The sequence below is a fragment of the Jidongwangia harbinensis genome (assembly GCF_020216025.1).
Classification (GTDB): Bacteria; Actinomycetota; Actinomycetes; order Mycobacteriales; family Micromonosporaceae; genus Actinoplanes; species Actinoplanes harbinensis.
Window position 1 is genome coordinate 519630 of sequence record NZ_JAIWNC010000001.1, and the last position, 17367, is coordinate 536996.

General features: G+C 73.6%; 12 protein-coding genes and 1 pseudogene. 2 read left to right on the forward strand and 11 right to left on the reverse strand.

Going from position 1 to position 17367, the window contains the following annotated elements; all coding sequences use genetic code 11:
• The first annotated feature begins 21 nt into the window (after positions 1 to 21).
• A complete protein-coding gene (locus LDL48_RS02295; protein ID WP_225253256.1) occupies positions 22 to 858 on the forward strand; it encodes an SDR family NAD(P)-dependent oxidoreductase in 837 nt (278 codons plus the stop codon).
• A 50-nt stretch (positions 859 to 908) separates the two neighbouring features.
• Here the strand turns inward: LDL48_RS02295 and LDL48_RS02300 are convergent, their stop codons facing one another.
• A complete protein-coding gene (locus tag LDL48_RS02300; RefSeq protein WP_255627032.1) occupies positions 909 to 1601 on the reverse strand; it encodes a response regulator in 693 nt (230 codons plus the stop codon).
• Positions 1602 to 1608: 7 nt separating this feature from the next.
• Positions 1609 to 2745: a sensor histidine kinase gene (locus tag LDL48_RS02305; protein ID WP_225253258.1), complete on the reverse strand. Its 1137-nt coding sequence runs from the start codon at positions 2743 to 2745 to the stop codon at positions 1609 to 1611.
• A 167-nt stretch (positions 2746 to 2912) separates the two neighbouring features.
• Here LDL48_RS02305 and LDL48_RS02310 point away from each other — a divergent pair, with 167 nt between their 5' ends.
• Positions 2913 to 3854, forward strand: coding sequence for an alpha/beta fold hydrolase (locus tag LDL48_RS02310; protein WP_225253259.1), 942 nt, complete (start codon positions 2913 to 2915; stop codon positions 3852 to 3854).
• A 49-nt stretch (positions 3855 to 3903) separates the two neighbouring features.
• On the opposite strand, the gene LDL48_RS02315 is transcribed toward LDL48_RS02310, so the two are convergent.
• The 9 genes and pseudogenes from LDL48_RS02315 to LDL48_RS02355 form a co-directional block, all read right to left on the reverse strand.
• Positions 3904 to 4911 carry a terpene synthase family protein gene (locus tag LDL48_RS02315; RefSeq protein ID WP_225253260.1) on the reverse strand — a complete coding sequence of 336 codons (1008 nt, stop codon included), beginning with the start codon at positions 4909 to 4911 and terminating at the stop codon, positions 3904 to 3906.
• A complete protein-coding gene (locus LDL48_RS02320) occupies positions 4908 to 6287 on the reverse strand; it encodes a cytochrome P450 (protein WP_225253261.1) in 1380 nt (459 codons plus the stop codon). Before LDL48_RS02320 ends, LDL48_RS02315 begins: the two co-directional genes overlap by 4 nt.
• A 38-nt stretch (positions 6288 to 6325) precedes the next feature.
• Complete coding sequence (locus tag LDL48_RS44955; protein ID WP_372472027.1) at positions 6326 to 6871, reverse strand: AMP-binding enzyme; 546 nt, start codon at positions 6869 to 6871, stop codon at positions 6326 to 6328.
• A pseudogene (locus LDL48_RS44960) lies at positions 6848 to 7896 on the reverse strand (AMP-binding protein); the annotation flags it as partial. The gene LDL48_RS44955 and the pseudogene LDL48_RS44960, both read right to left, overlap by 24 nt.
• Before the next feature lie 52 nt (positions 7897 to 7948).
• The gene (locus LDL48_RS02335) at positions 7949 to 9664 is read right to left on the reverse strand and encodes a condensation domain-containing protein (protein ID WP_225253264.1); all 1716 of its coding nucleotides are present in this window, start codon (positions 9662 to 9664) and stop codon (positions 7949 to 7951) included.
• Complete coding sequence (locus LDL48_RS02340; protein ID WP_225253265.1) at positions 9661 to 10914, reverse strand: MFS transporter; 1254 nt, start codon at positions 10912 to 10914, stop codon at positions 9661 to 9663. Before LDL48_RS02340 ends, LDL48_RS02335 begins: the two co-directional genes overlap by 4 nt.
• A complete protein-coding gene (locus LDL48_RS02345) occupies positions 10911 to 12149 on the reverse strand; it encodes a cytochrome P450 (RefSeq protein ID WP_225253266.1) in 1239 nt (412 codons plus the stop codon). The genes LDL48_RS02340 and LDL48_RS02345 overlap by 4 nt, the downstream gene beginning before the upstream one ends.
• On the reverse strand, positions 12146 to 15562 hold the full coding sequence (locus tag LDL48_RS02350; protein WP_225253267.1) for a non-ribosomal peptide synthetase: 3417 nt from the start codon (positions 15560 to 15562) through the stop codon (positions 12146 to 12148). The genes LDL48_RS02345 and LDL48_RS02350 overlap by 4 nt, the downstream gene beginning before the upstream one ends.
• Positions 15559 to 17358 carry a carbamoyltransferase family protein gene (locus LDL48_RS02355; protein WP_225253268.1) on the reverse strand — a complete coding sequence of 600 codons (1800 nt, stop codon included), beginning with the start codon at positions 17356 to 17358 and terminating at the stop codon, positions 15559 to 15561. The genes LDL48_RS02350 and LDL48_RS02355 overlap by 4 nt, the downstream gene beginning before the upstream one ends.
• Positions 17359 to 17367: the final 9 nt, after the last annotated feature.

Consider the following 17367-nt stretch of genomic DNA (forward strand, 5'->3'; position numbering starts at 1 on the left):
CACCGATGCGGCGGCGCGACGATGACCCGGCCGGAGGAAGAACTGATCGTCATCTCCGGCGCCTCGACCGGGATCGGAGCGGCCACCGCCCGGAAGCTCGCGTCCCGGGGCTATCACGTTCTCGCGGGCGTACGTAGCGATCGGGAAGGCGACGCGATCCGGGGTGCACGCATCGAACCGGTGATGCTGGACATCACCGTCGGCGAACACGTCCGGGCACTCGCGGCCCGGGTGTCCGGCGATCCGCGCCGGCGACCGTTGCGCGCGGTGATCAACAACGCCGGGATCGAAATCAACGCTCCCGTCGAGGTGCTGCCGCTCGGCATCTGGCGCGAGCATTTCGACGTCAACCTCTTCGGGCACATCGCCGTCATCCAGGCGCTGTTGCCCGCGTTGCGGCGCAGCCGGGGCCGGATCGTCAACATCAGTTCCGTCGGCGCGGAAGCCGTGCTCCCGATCTACGGTGCCTACGCCGGCAGCAAGGCCGCGTTCGAGTCGGCCAGCGACGCCCTGCGCCGGGAGGTGTCCGCGCAGGGCATCCAGGTCGTGATCGTCCAGTCCGGCGGAGTGCAGACCCCGATGGCCGACGACAGCGGGCCGCGAGCCCTCGAACTCGCCGCACGGATGAACGAGGAGCACACCGCCCTCTACGGACGGTTGATCTCCTCTACCGTGCGGTTCCAGTCCGCCTTCCTGCACCGCGCGATCACCGCCGAGAAGGCGGCGACGACGATCGCGCGGATCACCACGACCCGGCGACCTCGCATCCGCTACAGCCTCGGCTCGGACGCCGCGCTCACCCTGCCGCTCAATCGCCTCCTGCCCGCCCGGCTCATGGACCGCGTCCTCTCCCGATGACACCGCCCGGTACCGGCGGCCTCGCCCGTCCTCCTGGCGGCCCGGGCCGCCTACCTCGGGCTGCGACCGGCCGGACCGCCGGTCATCCCCGCGGCCTTGGCGAGCAGTCCCGCCTGGGTGCGGTTGTCGCACCCCAGCTTGTCGAACATCCGCGAGACGTAGCCCTTCACGGTCGTCTCGGAGAGGAACAGCCGGGTGGCGATCTGGGCATTGGACAGTCCGTCGCCGATCCCGGCCAGCACCTCCCGTTCCCGCTCGGTGAGCCCGTCCAGCCGGCCCAGCGCCTGCGCCCGCTCGTCCCGCGCCGTGGCCGACGCCGTCACCAGACCCCTGGTGGCGACCGGCGACAGCACGGTGTGCCCCTGAGCCGCGACCCGGATCAGATCGACCAGATCACCCGGCGGCGTCGACTTGACGAGATAGCCGGCGGCCCCGGCGCGCAGCGCCTCGATCACGTACCCGTCGGCGTCGAACGTCGTCAGCACCAGCACCACCGGCGGATCCGGCAACGCACGGATCCGCGCGGTCGCGGCCAGGCCGTCCACCCCGGGCATGCGCAGATCCATGAGTACGACATCAGGCCGCTCCCGCACCGCGGCCTCGGCCGCCTCAGCCCCGTCGGCAGCGGTGCCGGCCACCTCGATGTCCGTGGCGGCCGACAGGATCGTCGTCAGATGCCGGCACACCATCGGCTCGTCGTCCACGATCAACACCCGGATCACGGCGCTTCCCCCTGAGCGCATCCAGACATCACCCGCGCACCGGCAGCACCGTCTCGATCCGGAAGCCGCCGCCCTCCTCCGGGCCCGCGCGTAACCAGCCACCGATCGACTCGACCCGTTCCCGCAGACCGGTCAGTCCCGTACCGGCGCCGGTCGCCGCCAGGGCGGATCGTCCGCGCGGCCGCGTGTTGCGCACCACGATCCGCACCTCGCCCGCGCGATAGACCGCGTCCACCCGCACCGGCGCACCGGCGGCGTGCTTGCGCGCGTTGGTCAGCGCCTCCTGCACCACCCGGTACGCCGTCCGCCCGGTCACCCCCGACATCTCCGGCGACGGAGCGCCGTCCACCGTCAGCCGAACCGCCTGCCCGACCCGCACCGCGTCGTCGACCAGGTCGGCCAGGGCGGGTGCCGGAGGCTCGTGCAGGGCGGGCGCCGCGGCCCGGCCGTCGCGGCGCAACACCCCGACCAGTTCCCGCAGTTCGTCCAGCGCGCGGGCGCCGTTGTCCCGCACCTCCTCCGCGGCCTGCCGGGTCGCGGCGTCCGGTGCGCTCACCGACAGCGCCCCGGCCTGCAACGTCATCAGGGTGACCCGGTGCGCGACGAGGTCGTGGAGTTCCGCCGCGAGCCGCGTACGCTCCTCGCCCCGGGCCCGCTCCGCGCGCTCCTCCAGCAGCTGGAGCTTCCGCCGGCGCGCGGCCAGGTAGAGCCCGAAGAGCGGCGCCACCGCGCTGTGCAGCAGCCCGTTGACCACCAGTCCGATCGTCGGGTCCCACGGCCGCATGCTGACGACCGTGAGGACCCCGATCAGGATCCAGACCCAGGCGGTACGCCGGGCCGGCACGCCCCGCTCGACGATGGTGTCGACCGACACGGACAGCATGAGCGGCACCCAGGCGCTGACCGAGAGCAGGCTCTCCGCCACACCGGGCGGCCCGGCGAACGCGATCAGCGCCTGCACCAGCGCGGACAGGGCGGCCAGCACCCCGGTACCGACCGGCCACCGCCGCCGGCCGAGGATCGCCACCGAGGTCAGCAGCTGGATCCCGACGATCGCCCAGACCAGCGCCCCCGAACCGGCGATGTGCGCCGTGATCAGGCCCCCGGTCACGGCCGCCGCGACCAGCAGGCTCAGCACCGCAGCGTCGACCAGGACCCGCCTCACCGATCCGACGCTACCGGTGTCCGTCCCGCACCGCCGAGCCTACGAAAGTAGGTTTCCGCGCCTACCTCCTCCGCTACCGCCGCACCGGCCGCGCGGCGCCCAATGAAGGCGGAACGCACGGCGGCACCCGGGCCCGTGGGCCGCGACGGCAGAGAGGGAAGAACATCATGGGACTGACCAGGCGTGGTGTACTCGGCGGAGCCGCGGCTCTGAGCACCGGAGCGGCGGTGCCCGGCGCCGGCGACCGGCATCCGGGCCGGCCGCGCGGCGTGACCACGATCGTGATCGTCGCCGGCGCCAACGGCGGAGCGGGCGGGGACAACGAACTCACCCTGCGTGGACACCGGACGGTCGGCGTCGAGCTGCCCGGTCACGGCCTGGGCGACGGCCAGTTCCGCCTGGCGTACCAGTGTCCGCAGAACCTGGCGGCGCTCGCCACCGAGCGTTCCCCGATGGCCGGCCTCACCCTGGACGACTACGCCGAGGCGGCCGTCGCCACGGTGCGCCGGGCCGCGCGCAACGGACCGGTGCTCCTGTGGGGCGGCAGCATGGCCGGCGCCACCGTCAACCGGGTCGCCAACGCGGTACCGCACCTGATCGAGCGGCTGGTCTACAGCTCGGCGTTCTGCTGCGTGGACCTCCCGAGCATGGCCGCGTACCTGATGGAGCCGGAGGCCGCGGACAGCATGATCCTCGAACTCGGCGGCGCGGCGGTGGGTGATCCGGCGGTGATCGGCGCGACCCGCAGCAACTTCCGCATCGCCGAAGCCCGGGTGCTGGCGAAGCTGAAGGAGGCGCTCTGCGCGGACGCCACCGACGCCGAGTTCCTGGCGCTGCTCAACACCATGCAGCCGGACGAGTCGACGCAGATCCCGCTCGACGACGCGCGCGCACACCGGGACACCTGGGGACGCATCCCGCGCACCTACATCCGGCACACCCGCGACCGGATGATCCCGCTCGCGCTGCAGGACCGCTTCATCCGGGAGGCCGACCGGCTCACTCCGGACAACCGCTTCGACGTACGCTCGATCGCCACCACCCACCTGCCCGACCCGCGCGGCTGGGCGTCCACGGTGGACATCGTCGACGGTCTCGCCCGGGCTTAGCGCCGGCGCCCGGCGACCGCGTGCGGAACGTCAGCCCGGTGTCGAAGGGTCACCGGGTGCGCCCGGTGAGCAGACTCTCCAGATAGTCCGCCGGTCGCCCCGGGGCGCCGCCGGAGTTCCGGTACCGCGGGGTACGGCTGGACCAGTCCACGTTGCCGCGCATCCAGCTGCGCATGCCGGCGGTGTAGCGGTCGATGACGTGGGCCTGGCGGGCGAACCGGTCGCGCAACTCGGCCTCGGCGGACAGGAACTCGGTGGTGCGGGTCTCGATGGCCGCGCACACCCGGGCGACGGCTTCCTCCGGGGTCGTCCGGTGGTGATGCTCGATGACGGAGACCAGGTTGTGGAACTCGCCCAGCGCGTGTTCCTTCTCGAGCGAGTACACGTCGTTCGTCCAGCAGACCACGTCGCACGCGGCGTCCAGCGCGGCCCGGAACCACACGCTGTCGTAGACGGCGTCCGGCACGTCGAGATCCTCGACGATGTCGATCAGGTCCATGCACACGTAGATGGCGCCGGTGTGGCGGCGGTTCTCGATGTAGTCGCGCTCGCCGGGCACGACGCCGTCGCGCCGGTTCCCCGCCTCCCAGGTGGCGGCGGTGACCAGGCAGCTCCGGAGATGACCGGCGAACAACCGCCGCCACCGGCCGCTCGCGCCCGTCGACGTCCGGTGCCAGAGGTCGGCGAGGGCGGCGGCGACCGGCGCGGAACGGGCCGGCGGGCGAGCGCCGTCCAGGACGCCGACCAGTTGCTCGACGACCGCGCGGAGCCGGTCGGGGGCGCGCCCGTCGGCGCCGTCGTCGAGCTGGTCGTCGACCAGGAACAGCCAGGCGAACCAGTCCGCGACCAGGTCGAGCCGGTCGGCGTCCGCGGAGGGATGCACCATCGCGGCGAAGCCGCCGAAGTCGGCGTGCCGGAACCGGGTGAGTGCCGAGGGCCGGAGCACCAGGCCGGTACGGCGCACCCACTCGCCGAGGTGAGCGCGGGCGCGGTCGGCGTGCGGGTTGACCGCGAAGGGGAACCGGTCGAGGGTCGACTGCGGGGATCGAGATGTCATCGGGGCTCCCAGGCCAGGTGAATCCCGCCGCGCGGGTGCAGGGTGATCAAGGGCTCCGGTTCGACCTCCGGCGCACCGGGCGGCAGCACCAGGCGGTGCCGCTGGTTCACCGTGGCCAGCGCGAGGACCAGTTCGGTGAGCGCGAAGTGCTTGCCGATGCACACCCGGGCGCCGCTGCCGAACGGGACGTAGGCGTGCTTCGGGCGGGCGGCGACCCGGTCCGGGGTGAACCGCCCGGGGTCGAAGCGGTCCGGGTCCGGCCAGAAGTCGGGGTGCCGGTGCAGCAGGTAGCTGTTGATGAGCAGGTTGCTGCCGGCCGGCACCCGGTGACCGCCGATCTCGTCCTGCGCACGGGCGTGCCGCATCGACATGTACGCCGGCGAGTAGATGCGCAGGGTCTCGTCCACCACCATCCGGGTGTACGGCAGCCGGGGCAGGTCGGCGAGGTCCGCCGGCCGTCCGCCGAGCACCGCGTCGCCCTCGTCCCGGACCCGTCGGGCCACCTCGGGGTGACGGGCGAGCAGGTAGAACGCCCACGACAGAGCGTTGGTGGTGGTCTCGTACGCCCCGATGCAGATGTTGAGGACCTCGTGGTGCAGGTTCTCCAGGGCCATGCCGGCACCGTCCTCGGCGTCGACCGAGTGCAGGAGCAGGGTCAGCAGGTCGGGTTCGGCGTCGGCGTCGGCGCGGCGCAGCCGCTCGGTGATGAACCCGGACACGAAGTCGTCCATCGAGGCGATGGCTCGCCGGAGGCGGCGCCGGCGCGGGGTCGGGACGCTCAGCGGCGGGAACGGGAACCGGAAGAACGCGCCGAGGATGTCGTTGGCTTCGCCGAAGGCCCGCTCGAACCCCTGCGCGGTGTCGCCGACCCGGGCGCTGAACAGCGACCGGTTGACGATGCGCAGGGCGAGCTGACCGACCTCGTCGGTGATGTCGAGCACGTCGCCGGGGCGGTGATCCCGCTCCCACCGGCCGAGCATGGCCCCGATCTCGTCGGTCATGTTGCGGGCGAAACCGGCGACGGCGCGCGGCGTGAAGTGCGGTGCCATCAGCCGCCGCTGCCGGCGCCAGTGGTCCCAGTCGGCGATCGCGATGAGTCCGGTCCGCAACACCGGCCGGACGACCCGGAACAGCATCGCGTCCTTGTCGTAGTTCATCGCGTTGTCGACCAGGACGTGCCGGATGTGGTCCGGGTGGTTCACCAGGATCATCGGGATACCCAACAGGCGGAACCGGAAGATGTCACCGTGCCGCCGCACGCCGCGCGCGAGGAAGCCCAGTTGGTCCCGGCGGAAGGCCAGGGTGCCACCGATACCGTCGGCCCGGCCGACCGTGGGCACCTCGGTGGCCCGGCCGGGAAGCATCGTCTTCGCCATCGTGACCCTTTCGTCTTCGCGGCTGGGGGTTCGCGCGCTCACCCGCCGGCTGGAGCCGGCGCCAGTTCCGGCAGCCGGCGCTCCACCGCCTGGCGGTCGACCTTGCCGCTCACCGCGAGCGGCAGATCCGGCACGACGATCACGGTCCCCGGCACCGCGTACCACGGCAGGATTTCGCTGATCGCGGCGAGGATCGCGGCCCCGGTGAGGTCGGCCGCCGCCGACTTCGCCACCGCGGTCAGTCCGGTCACCCGCCCGGACCGGTCCGGGATCGGGAGGACCACGGCTTCGTCGACCTCGGGGACCGACCGGATCGCCGCCTCGATCTCGCTCAGCTCGACCCGGGCGCCCCGGACCTTGACCTGGTGGTCGATCCGGCCGTGGAAGCGGACGACCCCGTCGGCGCCGATGCTGGCCAGGTCGCCGCTGCGGTACCAGCGCCGGCGGTTCTCCCCGTGGCCCAGCACGGGGAACTTGCGGGCGGTGAGCTCGGGGTCGTTGAGGTAGCCCCGGGCCAGCCCGGCCCCACCGATCAGCAGCTCCCCCGGTTCACCCGCCGGGCAGTCCACGCCGTCCTCGTTCACGACGCGGACGTCGATACCGCGCAGCGGCGGTCCGATGGGCACGTACTCGACGTCGCGATCGGTGCACTCGTGCACCGTCGTGGCCACGGTGCCCTCGGTCGGCCCGTACAGGTTGAAGACGTGCGGCACCGGCCGCAGCTGGGCGACCAGCTCGGGCTGCACGATCTCACCACCCAGGATGAGCACCCGGAGCCGGCGGATCGCCGCGGCCAGCTTCCGGTCCCGCAGCAGGAGCTGGACCAGCGACGGGGTCACGAAGAAGTGGGTGATCCGTCCGTCGGTCAGCGTTTCGGTGAGGAACGCGGCGCCGCCCTGGACCCGGCCGGTCAGCGACTCCAACGCGGCCACCACGACCGGGATGCCCCGAGTCAGCGGCCAGAACAGCTCCACCACCGACAGGTCGAAGCAGAGGTTGGCCGTGGCCAGCCAGCGCTCGGCCCGGCCCGGCTCGGGCCGCGGGAGGACCTCGTCCAGCGCGTCGAGCAGGTTGGCCACGCTGCGGTGCTCGATCGCCACGCCCTTCGGCTCGCCGGTGGATCCGGAGGTGAAGAGGACGTAGGCCAGGTCGCCGATGCCCGGATCGATCACCCCTGGCCCGGCTTGCCGGTCGGCCGGCAGGGTGGCCGGCAGGTCGACGAGGTCGTACGGCATCGAGGCGAACCGCTCGGCCGTGACCTCGTCGACGAGCACGCACTCGACGGCGGCCGCGTCGGCGATCGAGCGGATCGGCTGTCCGGGAAGGCCGGGTCGATCGGGACGTACGGCGAACCGATCCCCATGATTCCCAGCATCGACGCCAGCCGGGTCACCGACGGTGACAGACACAGGCCGACCGGGCGGCCGGGCCGGCACCCACGAGCCCGCAGCAGGTGGGCCACCGCCTCGGTGCGGCGCCAGAGTTCGGCGTACGACACGGTCCCGGCGGCGTCCGACGCCGCCACCGCATCGGGTGTTCTCCGCGCCTGCTGACGGAACTGCTGGATGATCGTCTCGAGTTCGTCGCCCGTGGGCTTCGCCGATTGCACAGTACCTACCCCCTGGATTTCCGATGAAGAACGAAGGACGTGCCGCCGAGCCTCAGCGCCCGCTGCCGGCGACGACGCCGGGCGAGCCGTGCCAGGCGGCGAGATCGTCGCGGGTGGACGGTGGCGCGGGGCACAACACGTACTCGTCCGGCGCGATCACGCCGTGCCCACCGCCGAGCGCGCCGAGACACCGGGCGTGCACCTCGTTCAGGGCGGCCGCCGGGTCGGCCACCGAGGCGCAGCCCACCAGCGCGGTGGTGCCGTCCCCGCGCTGCCGCAACAACACCCGGGCCCGCTCGTCACCGACCGCCTGCCGGAACCTCCGTTCGCTGGACGCCACGTCGATCCAGGCCGAACCGACCCGGGCCCACCCGGCGTCGCGCCGCACCGGCCGCAGGTCCACCAGGTCGCCGAGCGCCGACATGTCCACGTCGTGGTGGGCCGCCGCGCCGAGGAGCCGGTCGATGCCGTGCAGCAGGGCCGCCGCCTCGGTGTCGGTGACGTGGCAGGCGTCGTGGGTCAGACCGAGAACGACGGTGGGCTCGACCCGCAGCACGGTCAGCCGGACCGGGTCGGTCGTCGTCGTCGGCAGGCCGCTCTGCACCACGGTTTCCGGCGCCTCCCCGCGGGCGTCCGGCCCGCCGCTGAAGGCGTTCCCACCGGTGGTGCTCATGTCGTTCACCACCAGGTCGCGGTGCCTCGGGGCGCCGCGCAGCACGCCCATCTCCGTCACCAGGTTCGCGATCGCGGTGGCGTCGAAGTAGGCGTAGCGGTAGGCCTCGAACAGGTTCGTGTGGGTGCGGCGCAGGGTGCCGTAGAAGGTCTCGTCGCGGCGGAACGGCACGAACGCCGCCTGCGCGATCGTTCCGACGTACCGGTCCATGTTCGGCAGTGACCGGTTGCTGAAGATGACGTCCACCGGTACCGGACCCGAGCCGGTCCACCAGGACAGCAGCCCGGCGATCGCCGACACCAGCACCGTGGCCGGGGACACCCCGCTTCGGCGCGACACCTGGTGCAGGCTGGTGGACAGCGGCGTCGACCGGAGGGTGGCCAGCCGGAACTGCGCCGGTCCGGGTGCCCGCGCCGGCACGGTGAGCAGGCAGACCGGCAGGTCGATCAGCTGACGGCGCCAGTAGTCGAGGGTCCGGGCGACGTGCCGGGCGGCCTGCGGCGTGGCCTCGTACTCGGCCTGGTCGACCGGTTGCCAGCGCCGGGCGCCGACCTCGCGCCGGCCCGGCGACACCAGCAGGGCCTGGAACTCGTCCACCACCAGGCCGGCCGCGGCCAGGTCGAAGGCGACGTGCGAGCACTCGAACAGGGCTCGCACGGGCCGGCCGTGATCGGTGGCGACGACGAGCCGCAGCGGGTAGTCGCGGGCGTGGTCGAACTGCCGGAACGGCCCCCGGGTACGGTCCCAGTCCCGGGCCGCGGCGCCCAGCTCGACGACGGTCAGGTCGATCCGGCCCGCGTCGTGGACGATCTGCTGCCGGGCGTCGGCCGGTTCGGTCCGGTACACCGTGCGCAGCCCTTCGTGCCGGGACACCAGGACACCGAGGCACTCGGCGAGGTCGTCCACGGTGCAGCCGCCGGGCAGGTCGGCGTGCAGGCCGAAGACGGCGCCGCTGCCCTCCCAGGCGAACCAGTCGAAGACGTTGCCCTGCGAGAAGGTGACCGGCCAGGTGCCGCCCCGGTCCGCCCGGAACGGCACGGACACCGTCCGGACGGCGGGTTCGGAGACCGTCTCGACGGTACCGGCGGGGTTCATGACGTTGCTCCTCTCGGGGTGGGCACCGGCTCGTCCGCGTCCTCGATCGGCGGGCCGGATCCGGCCGGGAGAACCACCGGTTCCGGCCCCGGGCGGATCAGCAGAAGCAGGCCGCAACCGGCCACCGCGACCGCCACCACGACGAGCAGGACGCGGTAGTCCAGGACCATGACCAGCCCGGCGGCCAGGCCGATGGCGGCCGTCTGCGGGACGGTCACCAGCATCCCGGCAGTGGTGAAGACCCGGCCCAGCAGCCGAGCCGGCGAATGCCGTTGCAGCGCGGTGTTCCAGCCGATCGCGAACCAGGTCACCGAGGCACCGATGCCGGTACACGCGGCGACCACCACCGGCGTCGAGCCGACGATCAGCAGGCCGCTGCCGAGCGCGATCCCGAGCAGGGCGCCGCCGATCGTCCGGGCTTCGCCGAGATGCCGGAGCAGGCGCGCACCGACGAGTCCTGCCAGCACCGCGCCGCATCCCTGGGCACTGGCCAGCATGCCGAAGAACGAGGGCGGCCGGTCCAGGCCGTGCTGGATCACCGCGAAGATGGTGGGTTCGAGGAAGCCGACCGCACCGAACGCGACCGCGCTGACCGCGGTGACGGCGGAGAGCAGTGGCACCGAGCGGATGAAGCGGAATCCGGCCAGCACCTCCTCGGCGAACGGCACCGTGGCCGGGTCCGGGCTGCTCTCGGTCAGCCGTACCGTGGCGAGCGCCGCGATGGCACCCAGGAACGTCACGGCGTCGAGCACCACCAGCGCGTGCGCACCGGCCGTGGCGTAGATCGCCGCGCCGGCCAGCGGGGCCAGGATCCGCGTGACGCCGCCCAGCGTGCCGAAGGCCGCGTTGGCCGACGCCAGCTCGGCGTCCGGCAGCAGGTCCTTGAGCAGGGCTCCACGGATGGCGCTGACCAGGGTGAACACGCAGCCGTAGCCGACCGCGACCAGGTAGATCAGCCAGATCTGTTCCGCCGACCGGACCAGGAGCAGACACAGCACCGCGAGCATGGCGACGCCGTTGGTGGCCATCAGCAGCGGTTTGCGGCGTACCCGGTCGATGTGCCGGCCGGCCAGCGGCGCGATCAGCGCCGGCGCTCCCATCGCCAGGAACACCAGACCGGCGGCGGAGGTGCTGCCGGTCAGATCCTTGACCCAGACACCCAGGGCGAGCAGCAGGGCCGTGTCACCGAACCCGGACAGGGCGTCGCCGACGTACAGCCGCCGGAAGGCCGGATGCGCGAAGGCGCTCATCCCACGGCCCCGACGGGGGCGGTCCGCGGGTTGCGCAGCGGTTCGAGGTGCACCGACAGGCCGGTGTACCCCTGCACCAGGTTGGACCGCAGCCGGCGTGGCGGTTCCGTCACCTCGACCCGTTCCACCCGTTCGGCCAGCGCCAGCAGCAGCGTCCGCAGCTCCAGCCGGGCCAGGGCGGCTCCCAGGCAGTGGTGGCCGCCGTGGCCGAAGGCGAGATGGCGGTTGGGGGAACGCGCCGGCCGGAACGTGTCCGCGTCGGTGAAGTACCGGGGATCGCGGTTCGCGGCCGGCAGCCAGGCGGCCACCGCGGAGCCCGCGGCGATCCGCTGACCGGCGATCTCCACGTCGGCCGTGGCCACCCGGAGCACATGCATCGCCGGGGACGTCCAGCGCAGTACCTCCTCGACCGCGGTGTCGACCGCGGCGGGGTCGGCCCGCAACCCGGCGAGCAGATCCGGCACGGTGCTCAGCGCCTCGAAACAGCCGGTGAGCGCGTGCCGGGTCGTCTCGTTCCCGCCGACCACGACGTTGTCGCAGTTGAGCAGCACGTCGTGCAGACTCAGCCGCGGGTCGGCCGCGATCGCGCTGATCAGGTCGTCACCGGGGTGCCGGCGGCGCTGCTCGACCAGTTCGGAGAGATAGAAGATGATCTCGGCGTGGGCGGCGGACGGTGACATCGCGGCGTACGTGGCGTCCGCGCCCGCGAAGGCATGGTTGGTGAGGTCGATCAGCTCGTCGCGATCGGCCGCCGGAACGCCGAGGATCTGGCAGACCACCCCGGCCGGCACGAGCGGCCCGAGCGTCCGGGCCACGTCGGCGACGCCGGCGTCGACGGCGTCGCCGACCAGCCGGCGCACCTCGTCCTCGACCCCGTTCCGCAGGCTCTGCGCCATCGCCCGGGACAGGTACGGCAGCACGATGCCGCGCAGCCGGTCGTGGTGCGGCCCGTCCGCCACCACCAGCATGTCCCCGCCGGCCTTGTCGGGATGCGCGCGGTCGAAGCCGATCATCATCCCGTACTCGGACGAGAACGGGCCGGCCGGCGACATCACCGCCCGGCAGGCGGCCTGGGAGAACACCGACCAGAAGCCGGACGGCGCGGTGCCGGGCGGGCTCCAGCGCACGGCGTCCGCCGCGGCCGCCGACCCCCACCGGGCGAACCGCCGGTCGTCGCGGTAGAGATCCGGGTCGCCGAGGTCGGTGCCCTCGGGCAGGTCCGCCGGGCGGGTCATCGGGTGCCTTCCCCCGCGCCGGCCCGGACCAGCCGGGTGACCTCCTCGACGACCTCGGCGAAGGCCGGTCGCCGGAACACGGTGGCGACCCGCAGGTCGACCCCGAACCGGCGGTGCACCGCGGCGGCCATGTGCAGCACCTTGATCGAGGTGCCGCCCAGGGTGAAGAAGTCGCTGTCCGGGCGCAGGTCGCCGGCTTCGACCAGCTCGTGCCAGATGCCGGCGAGCGCCGAGTGCACCAGGGCGGCCGACGGGTCGCCGGGTCCGCCGGACGGGCTCCCGGGCGCTGGCGGCACCGGCTCCTCGCCCGCCGGTACGTCCCTGGCCGTCCGGGACAACGCGTCCCGGTCCAGCTTGCCGTTGGCGGTGCGGGGCAGACCGGGCACGCGGACCTGGCGGGCCGGCACCATGTAGCCCGGCAGCCGGGACCGCAGGTGCTCGCGCACGGCCGCCGGCTCGGCCGGGCCGGTCGTCACCGCGACCAGTTCCGTGCCCTCCGGCCCGGTCACGGCGACGACCGCGCCGTCGTGCACGCCAGGGCAGCCGCGCACGGCGGCCTCCACCTCCCCCAGCTCGATCCGGAATCCGCTGACCTTGACCTGGTCGTCACTGCGTCCCAGATAGACGACCGCCCCGTCGGCTCGCAGCCGCACGACGTCCCCGGTCCGGTAGAGACGTTGCCCGCCCCGGACCGCCCACCGGTCGGCCACGAAGGTGACGCTGGTGCGCGCCGGATCGGCGACGTAGCCGTGTGCCAGCCCCTGGCCGCCGACGTACAGCTCACCGGTGCCGCCGGCGCTCACCGGTTCGAGCCGCTCGTCCAGGACCCGCAGGCAGCTGCCGTCGATCGCCCGGCCGATCGGGATCACGCCGTCCGCGAGGTCGGCCGGGACGACTTCGTGGGCGGCGGAGAACGTGGTGTTCTCGGTCGGCCCGTACGCGTTGACCAGCCGCTGCGGCGGACCGGCGGCGAGCATCCGGCGCAGCGGGCCGAGTGCGTACTGGTCGCCGCCGATGAGCAGCACCCGCAGCCCGGCGAACGCCTCCGGCGCATGCGTGACCACCGCGTTGAGCAGGGCGTTCGTCGTGAACATCACGGTCACGCCGGTCCGGCGCAGGAACCGGGCGAGCCGGTGCGGGGCGAGCGCGACGTCCCGCGGCACCACCGCCAGCGTGGCGCCGGCGCTGAGCGCGCCCCAGATCTCGAACGTGGCGGCGTCGAAGGCCGGGTTGGACAGGTGGGCGACGACGTCCTCGGGGTGGAGCCGGACGTAGTTCGAGCGGGGTACCAGCCGGCCGATCGCCTCGTGCGGCACCACCACGCCCTTGGGGACGCCGGTGGAGCCGGACGTGAACATCACGTAGGCGGGATGGGTGACGCCGACGGCCGGGTGGCCGCCGGAGTCCGGTGGTTCCGGGACCGGGGCCGGCGAGGGGGCCGGCAGGGGCAGGATCCGCACGCCGGCCGGGACGTGCGTCTCCTGCCCGGGGGCGCACAGCGCCCAGCGGGCCTCACTCTGCCGGACGACGACGTGGCTGCGCGCGACCGGCTGGTGCACGTCCACGGGAAGGTAGGCGGCACCGGCCCGGAGCACCGCCAGGTAGCCGATGACCGCGTCCGCACCCCGCTCGGCCGCCACCGCGACGCGGCTGCCCGGCCCGGCGCCGTCGGCGGCCAGCGCCGAGGCCAGCCGGTCGGCCGCGGCGTCGAGTTCGGCGTACGTGACGACCCGGGACTCCTCGCGCACCGCCACCGCGTCCGGGGTGCTGCTCGCCTGCCGGGCCACCACGTCGTGCACCGGAGCGACCGGCTGGCGGACGTAGCCGTGCTCCTCGGGCACCGGCGGTTCCGGACGGGCCAGCACGTCGGCGATCGGCGCGTCCGGGTCGGCGGTGAGCCGGTCCACGGTGTCCAGCAGACGGCGGTGCAGCCGGGTGGCCCGATCGCGGCCGAACAGGTCGAGGCTGAACTCCAGCGCCGAGCGGGTCGACGCCGGTCCACTGGTGACGGTCCAGAGCAGGTCGTACTTCGCGGTGCCGGTGGCGAGCACGTCCCGCTCCGCGGTCAGGCCGGCCGGCGCCCAGCGCCACGACCGGTCGTCGACGTGGGAGATGCCGATCTGGGTGAGGGGGTGCGGGCCCGTCCCGGGCCGGTGCGGGACCTGTGCCACCAGGTCCTGCAGCGGGGTCTGCTGGTGCGCGAGCGCATCCCCGACCAGCGCCCGGACCTGGGCGACGAGCCCGCGGAAGGTGGGGGCGCCGGCGAACCGGACGCGGACCGGCAGGACGTTGACGAACATCCCGACGCGGTCCTCGTCGGCCGGCGTCCGGCCGCTCATCGGCACCCCGATGACGACGTCCGACGGCACCGCCGGGTCCGCCGGGGTCTCGATGTCGTGCAGGAAGCCCGCGTACGCGGCCAGCAGCACGATGAACTCGGTGGCCGAGCAGCCGGTCGCCAGCCGGCTGATCCGTTCGGCGAGCCGGGCGTCGAGCGGGGCCTCGGCGACATCGCCGTCCGGTCCGGTGACGTACGGGCGGTCCCGGTCGACCGGCAGGTTCAGCGGGCCGCGCAGGCCGGCCAGCTCGCGCTGCCAGTACGCGGCGGACGCGCGCGGGTCCGGACGGGTGCCCAGCCCTCGCCGGATCCGGCCGGGCAGGTCCGTGGCCAGCCCGGCGCGGCGCCCGTAGGACTCCTGGAGTTCCCGGTCGAGCAGGTCGAGGGCGTGCTGGTCGGCGATCAGGTGGTGCAGCGTGAGCAGCAGGGTCGCCCGGTCGCCCGGCTCGAGCACCAGGCAGGCGCGGGCCAGCGGGACCGTGTCGGCCGGGATCGGCCGGCGGGCCTGCTCGGCCACGTGGGCCCGGGCCCGCGCCGCGGCCCGGGCCGGCTCCTCGCCGGTCAGGTCCAGCGTCGTCCACGGCAGGTCGGCGGTGGCGCTGACCAGCCGGCCCCCGTCGGCGGTGAAGCAGGTGCGCAGGGCGTCGTGCCCGGACACCAGTTCCTCGACGGCGTCCCGCAGCGCCGCGGTGTCGAGCCGGCCCCGGAAGCGGTACCGGACCGGGACGTTGTACACGGCGGTGCCCGGGTGCAGGCGGTCGACGAACAGCAGCCTCTCCTCGGCCGGCGAGATGTCGGTCGGCCGGGCCACCGGTACCGTCTCGGCCAGCAGCGCGGCCACCTGGCTCGGCGACCGGCAGGTGAACAACACGTCCAGATTCAGGTCCACCGAGCATCGGCGGCGCAGCTCCAGGGCCGCCTCGACGGCCTGCAGCGACTGGCCGCCGAGCGCGAAGAAGTCGTCGTCCGGCCCGACCGTGGCCCGGCCGAGGGCCTCGGCCAGAACCGAGCACGCCAGGTCCAGCCAGGACGGTGAACCGGCGCCGCCGGGCGGTGTCTCGTCCTGGACCATCATGCCGCGTCTCCCGCCGTACGCCGCGGCTCGCCGGCCCGCTCGCGGTGGCGGACCAGGAAGTCGCCGATCACCAGTGCGTCGAGCCGCGACCGCGCGAACGTGGCGAGCGCGTCCCGCGGGGTCCGCACGATCGGCTGGCCGCGCAGGTTGAACGACGTGTTGACCAGCACCGGCATGCCGGTCACCGCTCCCATGCGGCGCAGCAGCGCCCAGAACAGCGGCGCGGACCGCTGGTTCACGAGTTGCACCCGCGCCGACCCGTCCACGTGTGTCACGGCCGGCAACCGGTCCCGGTACGCCTCGCGGACCGGCGTCACCATCAACATGTGCCGGAACGCACGCTCGGACGCCGGCGGCAGCGCGAAGTACGTCGCGCCGTCCTCCTCCGGCACCGCGGGGGCGAACGGGCGGAACTCCTCCCGCTGCTTCACCACCTCGTTCAGGTGCGCCCGCATGGACGGCGAGCGCGGGTCGGCGAGGATGCTGCGGTTGCCCAGTGCCCGCGGGCCGAACTCCATGCGCCCCTGGAACAGGGCGACCGTGGCGCCGCCGGTGATCAGCTCGATCGCCTCGGTGACCAGCTCGCCGGTGCCGAGGCGGCGGGCCTCCAGCTCTCCGCCGGCGTCGCTGATCGCCGTCTCGATCTGGGCGTCGGTGAACCCGTCGCCCCAGTAGGGCATGTCCATCCGGCCCGGGGCGGCCGGCCGGCGCTCCCGGGCGGCGGCCAGCGCCGCGCCCAGTGCGGTGCCGTCGTCGCCGGCCGCCGGCTGCACGAACACCTCGTCGAAGAGCCCGCTGCGCAGGATCACGCCGTTGGCGGAGCAGTTCAGAGCGACCCCGCCGGCCAGGCACAGCCGGCGCAGGCCGGTGCGGGCGCGGAACTCCCGCAGCACGTGCATCAGGGTCGTCTCGAGACAGGACTGCAGGGCGGCGGCGATGTCCAGGTAGCGCTGGTCCAGCTCGGCGTCCGGTTCCCGGGCGGCGCCGAGACGCTCCTCCAGCCGCCGGACGACGCCCTGGTGGGTCTCGCGCTCCATCGGCGACTTGTTCGCGGTCAGCAGCGGCACCGCGAAGCCGCCGTCCGGCCCGTGCCGGACGAACTCGTCGAAGGCGGCCCGGAACCGGCCCGGGTCCCCGTACGGCGCCAGTCCCATGACCTTGTACTCGTCCATGCCGTACTGGAAGCCGAGGTAGTGGGTGACGACGCTGTAGAGGATGCCGAGCGAGCTCATGATCGGGTAGCTGGCGATCAGGTCGAGGTCCGGGCCGCGGCCGGTGCGCACCGACAGCGACTCCTGCTCGCCCATCCCGTCGGCCACCACCACCAGCGCGTCGTCGAAACCGCTGAGGTAGTAGCTGCTCGCGGCGTGGGCCTGGTGGTGCGGCACGTGCACGAACCTCGGCCAGCCGGCCTCGGCCGGGTAGTGCTCGCGCAGGATCTGCCGTTGCAGGTCCATCGCGTAGACGTCGGCGTACCAGCCGGCCGAGAGGTGGTCGAGCTGCCAGACCGCCGACGGCTCGTACCGGAAGCCGTGGGCGACGACGTCGACGTCGGCCAGGGTGGCGCCGGCCGCGCGCAGGCAGGCGTCGATCGCGTCCTTCGGGAAGCGGCCGGTGCCCTTGACCCCGTCGTAGCGTTCCTGCGCCGAGGCAGCGAGTACCCCGGTGTCGTCGAGGAGCGCGGCGGCCGAGTCGAGGCCCTGACGGATCCGGTGCTCGCGGCTCCGCTCGGTGCCGAGGACGGCACGCTTGTAGGCCGTGCTGCGGTCGAGGCCGCTGAATCCCAGTGTCAGCATGGGGTCACC

Bases quoted from the DNA above. Each gene is read 5' to 3' on its own strand.
- LDL48_RS02340 (WP_225253265.1), bottom strand. From the start codon at position 10,914: ATGAGCGCCTTCGCGCATCCGGCCTTCCGGCGGCTGTACGTCGGCGAC.
- LDL48_RS02300 (WP_255627032.1), bottom strand. From the start codon at position 1,601: ATGCGCTCAGGGGGAAGCGCCGTGATCCGGGTGTTGATCGTGGACGAC.
- LDL48_RS02310 (WP_225253259.1), top strand. From the start codon at position 2,913: ATGGGACTGACCAGGCGTGGTGTACTCGGCGGAGCCGCGGCTCTGAGC.
- LDL48_RS02315 (WP_225253260.1), bottom strand. From the start codon at position 4,911: ATGACATCTCGATCCCCGCAGTCGACCCTCGACCGGTTCCCCTTCGCG.
- LDL48_RS02335 (WP_225253264.1), bottom strand. From the start codon at position 9,664: ATGAACCCCGCCGGTACCGTCGAGACGGTCTCCGAACCCGCCGTCCGG.
- LDL48_RS02350 (WP_225253267.1), bottom strand. From the start codon at position 15,562: ATGATGGTCCAGGACGAGACACCGCCCGGCGGCGCCGGTTCACCGTCC.
- LDL48_RS02345 (WP_225253266.1), bottom strand. From the start codon at position 12,149: ATGACCCGCCCGGCGGACCTGCCCGAGGGCACCGACCTCGGCGACCCG.
- LDL48_RS02320 (WP_225253261.1), bottom strand. From the start codon at position 6,287: ATGGCGAAGACGATGCTTCCCGGCCGGGCCACCGAGGTGCCCACGGTC.
- LDL48_RS02355 (WP_225253268.1), bottom strand. From the start codon at position 17,358: ATGCTGACACTGGGATTCAGCGGCCTCGACCGCAGCACGGCCTACAAG.
- LDL48_RS02295 (WP_225253256.1), top strand. From the start codon at position 22: ATGACCCGGCCGGAGGAAGAACTGATCGTCATCTCCGGCGCCTCGACC.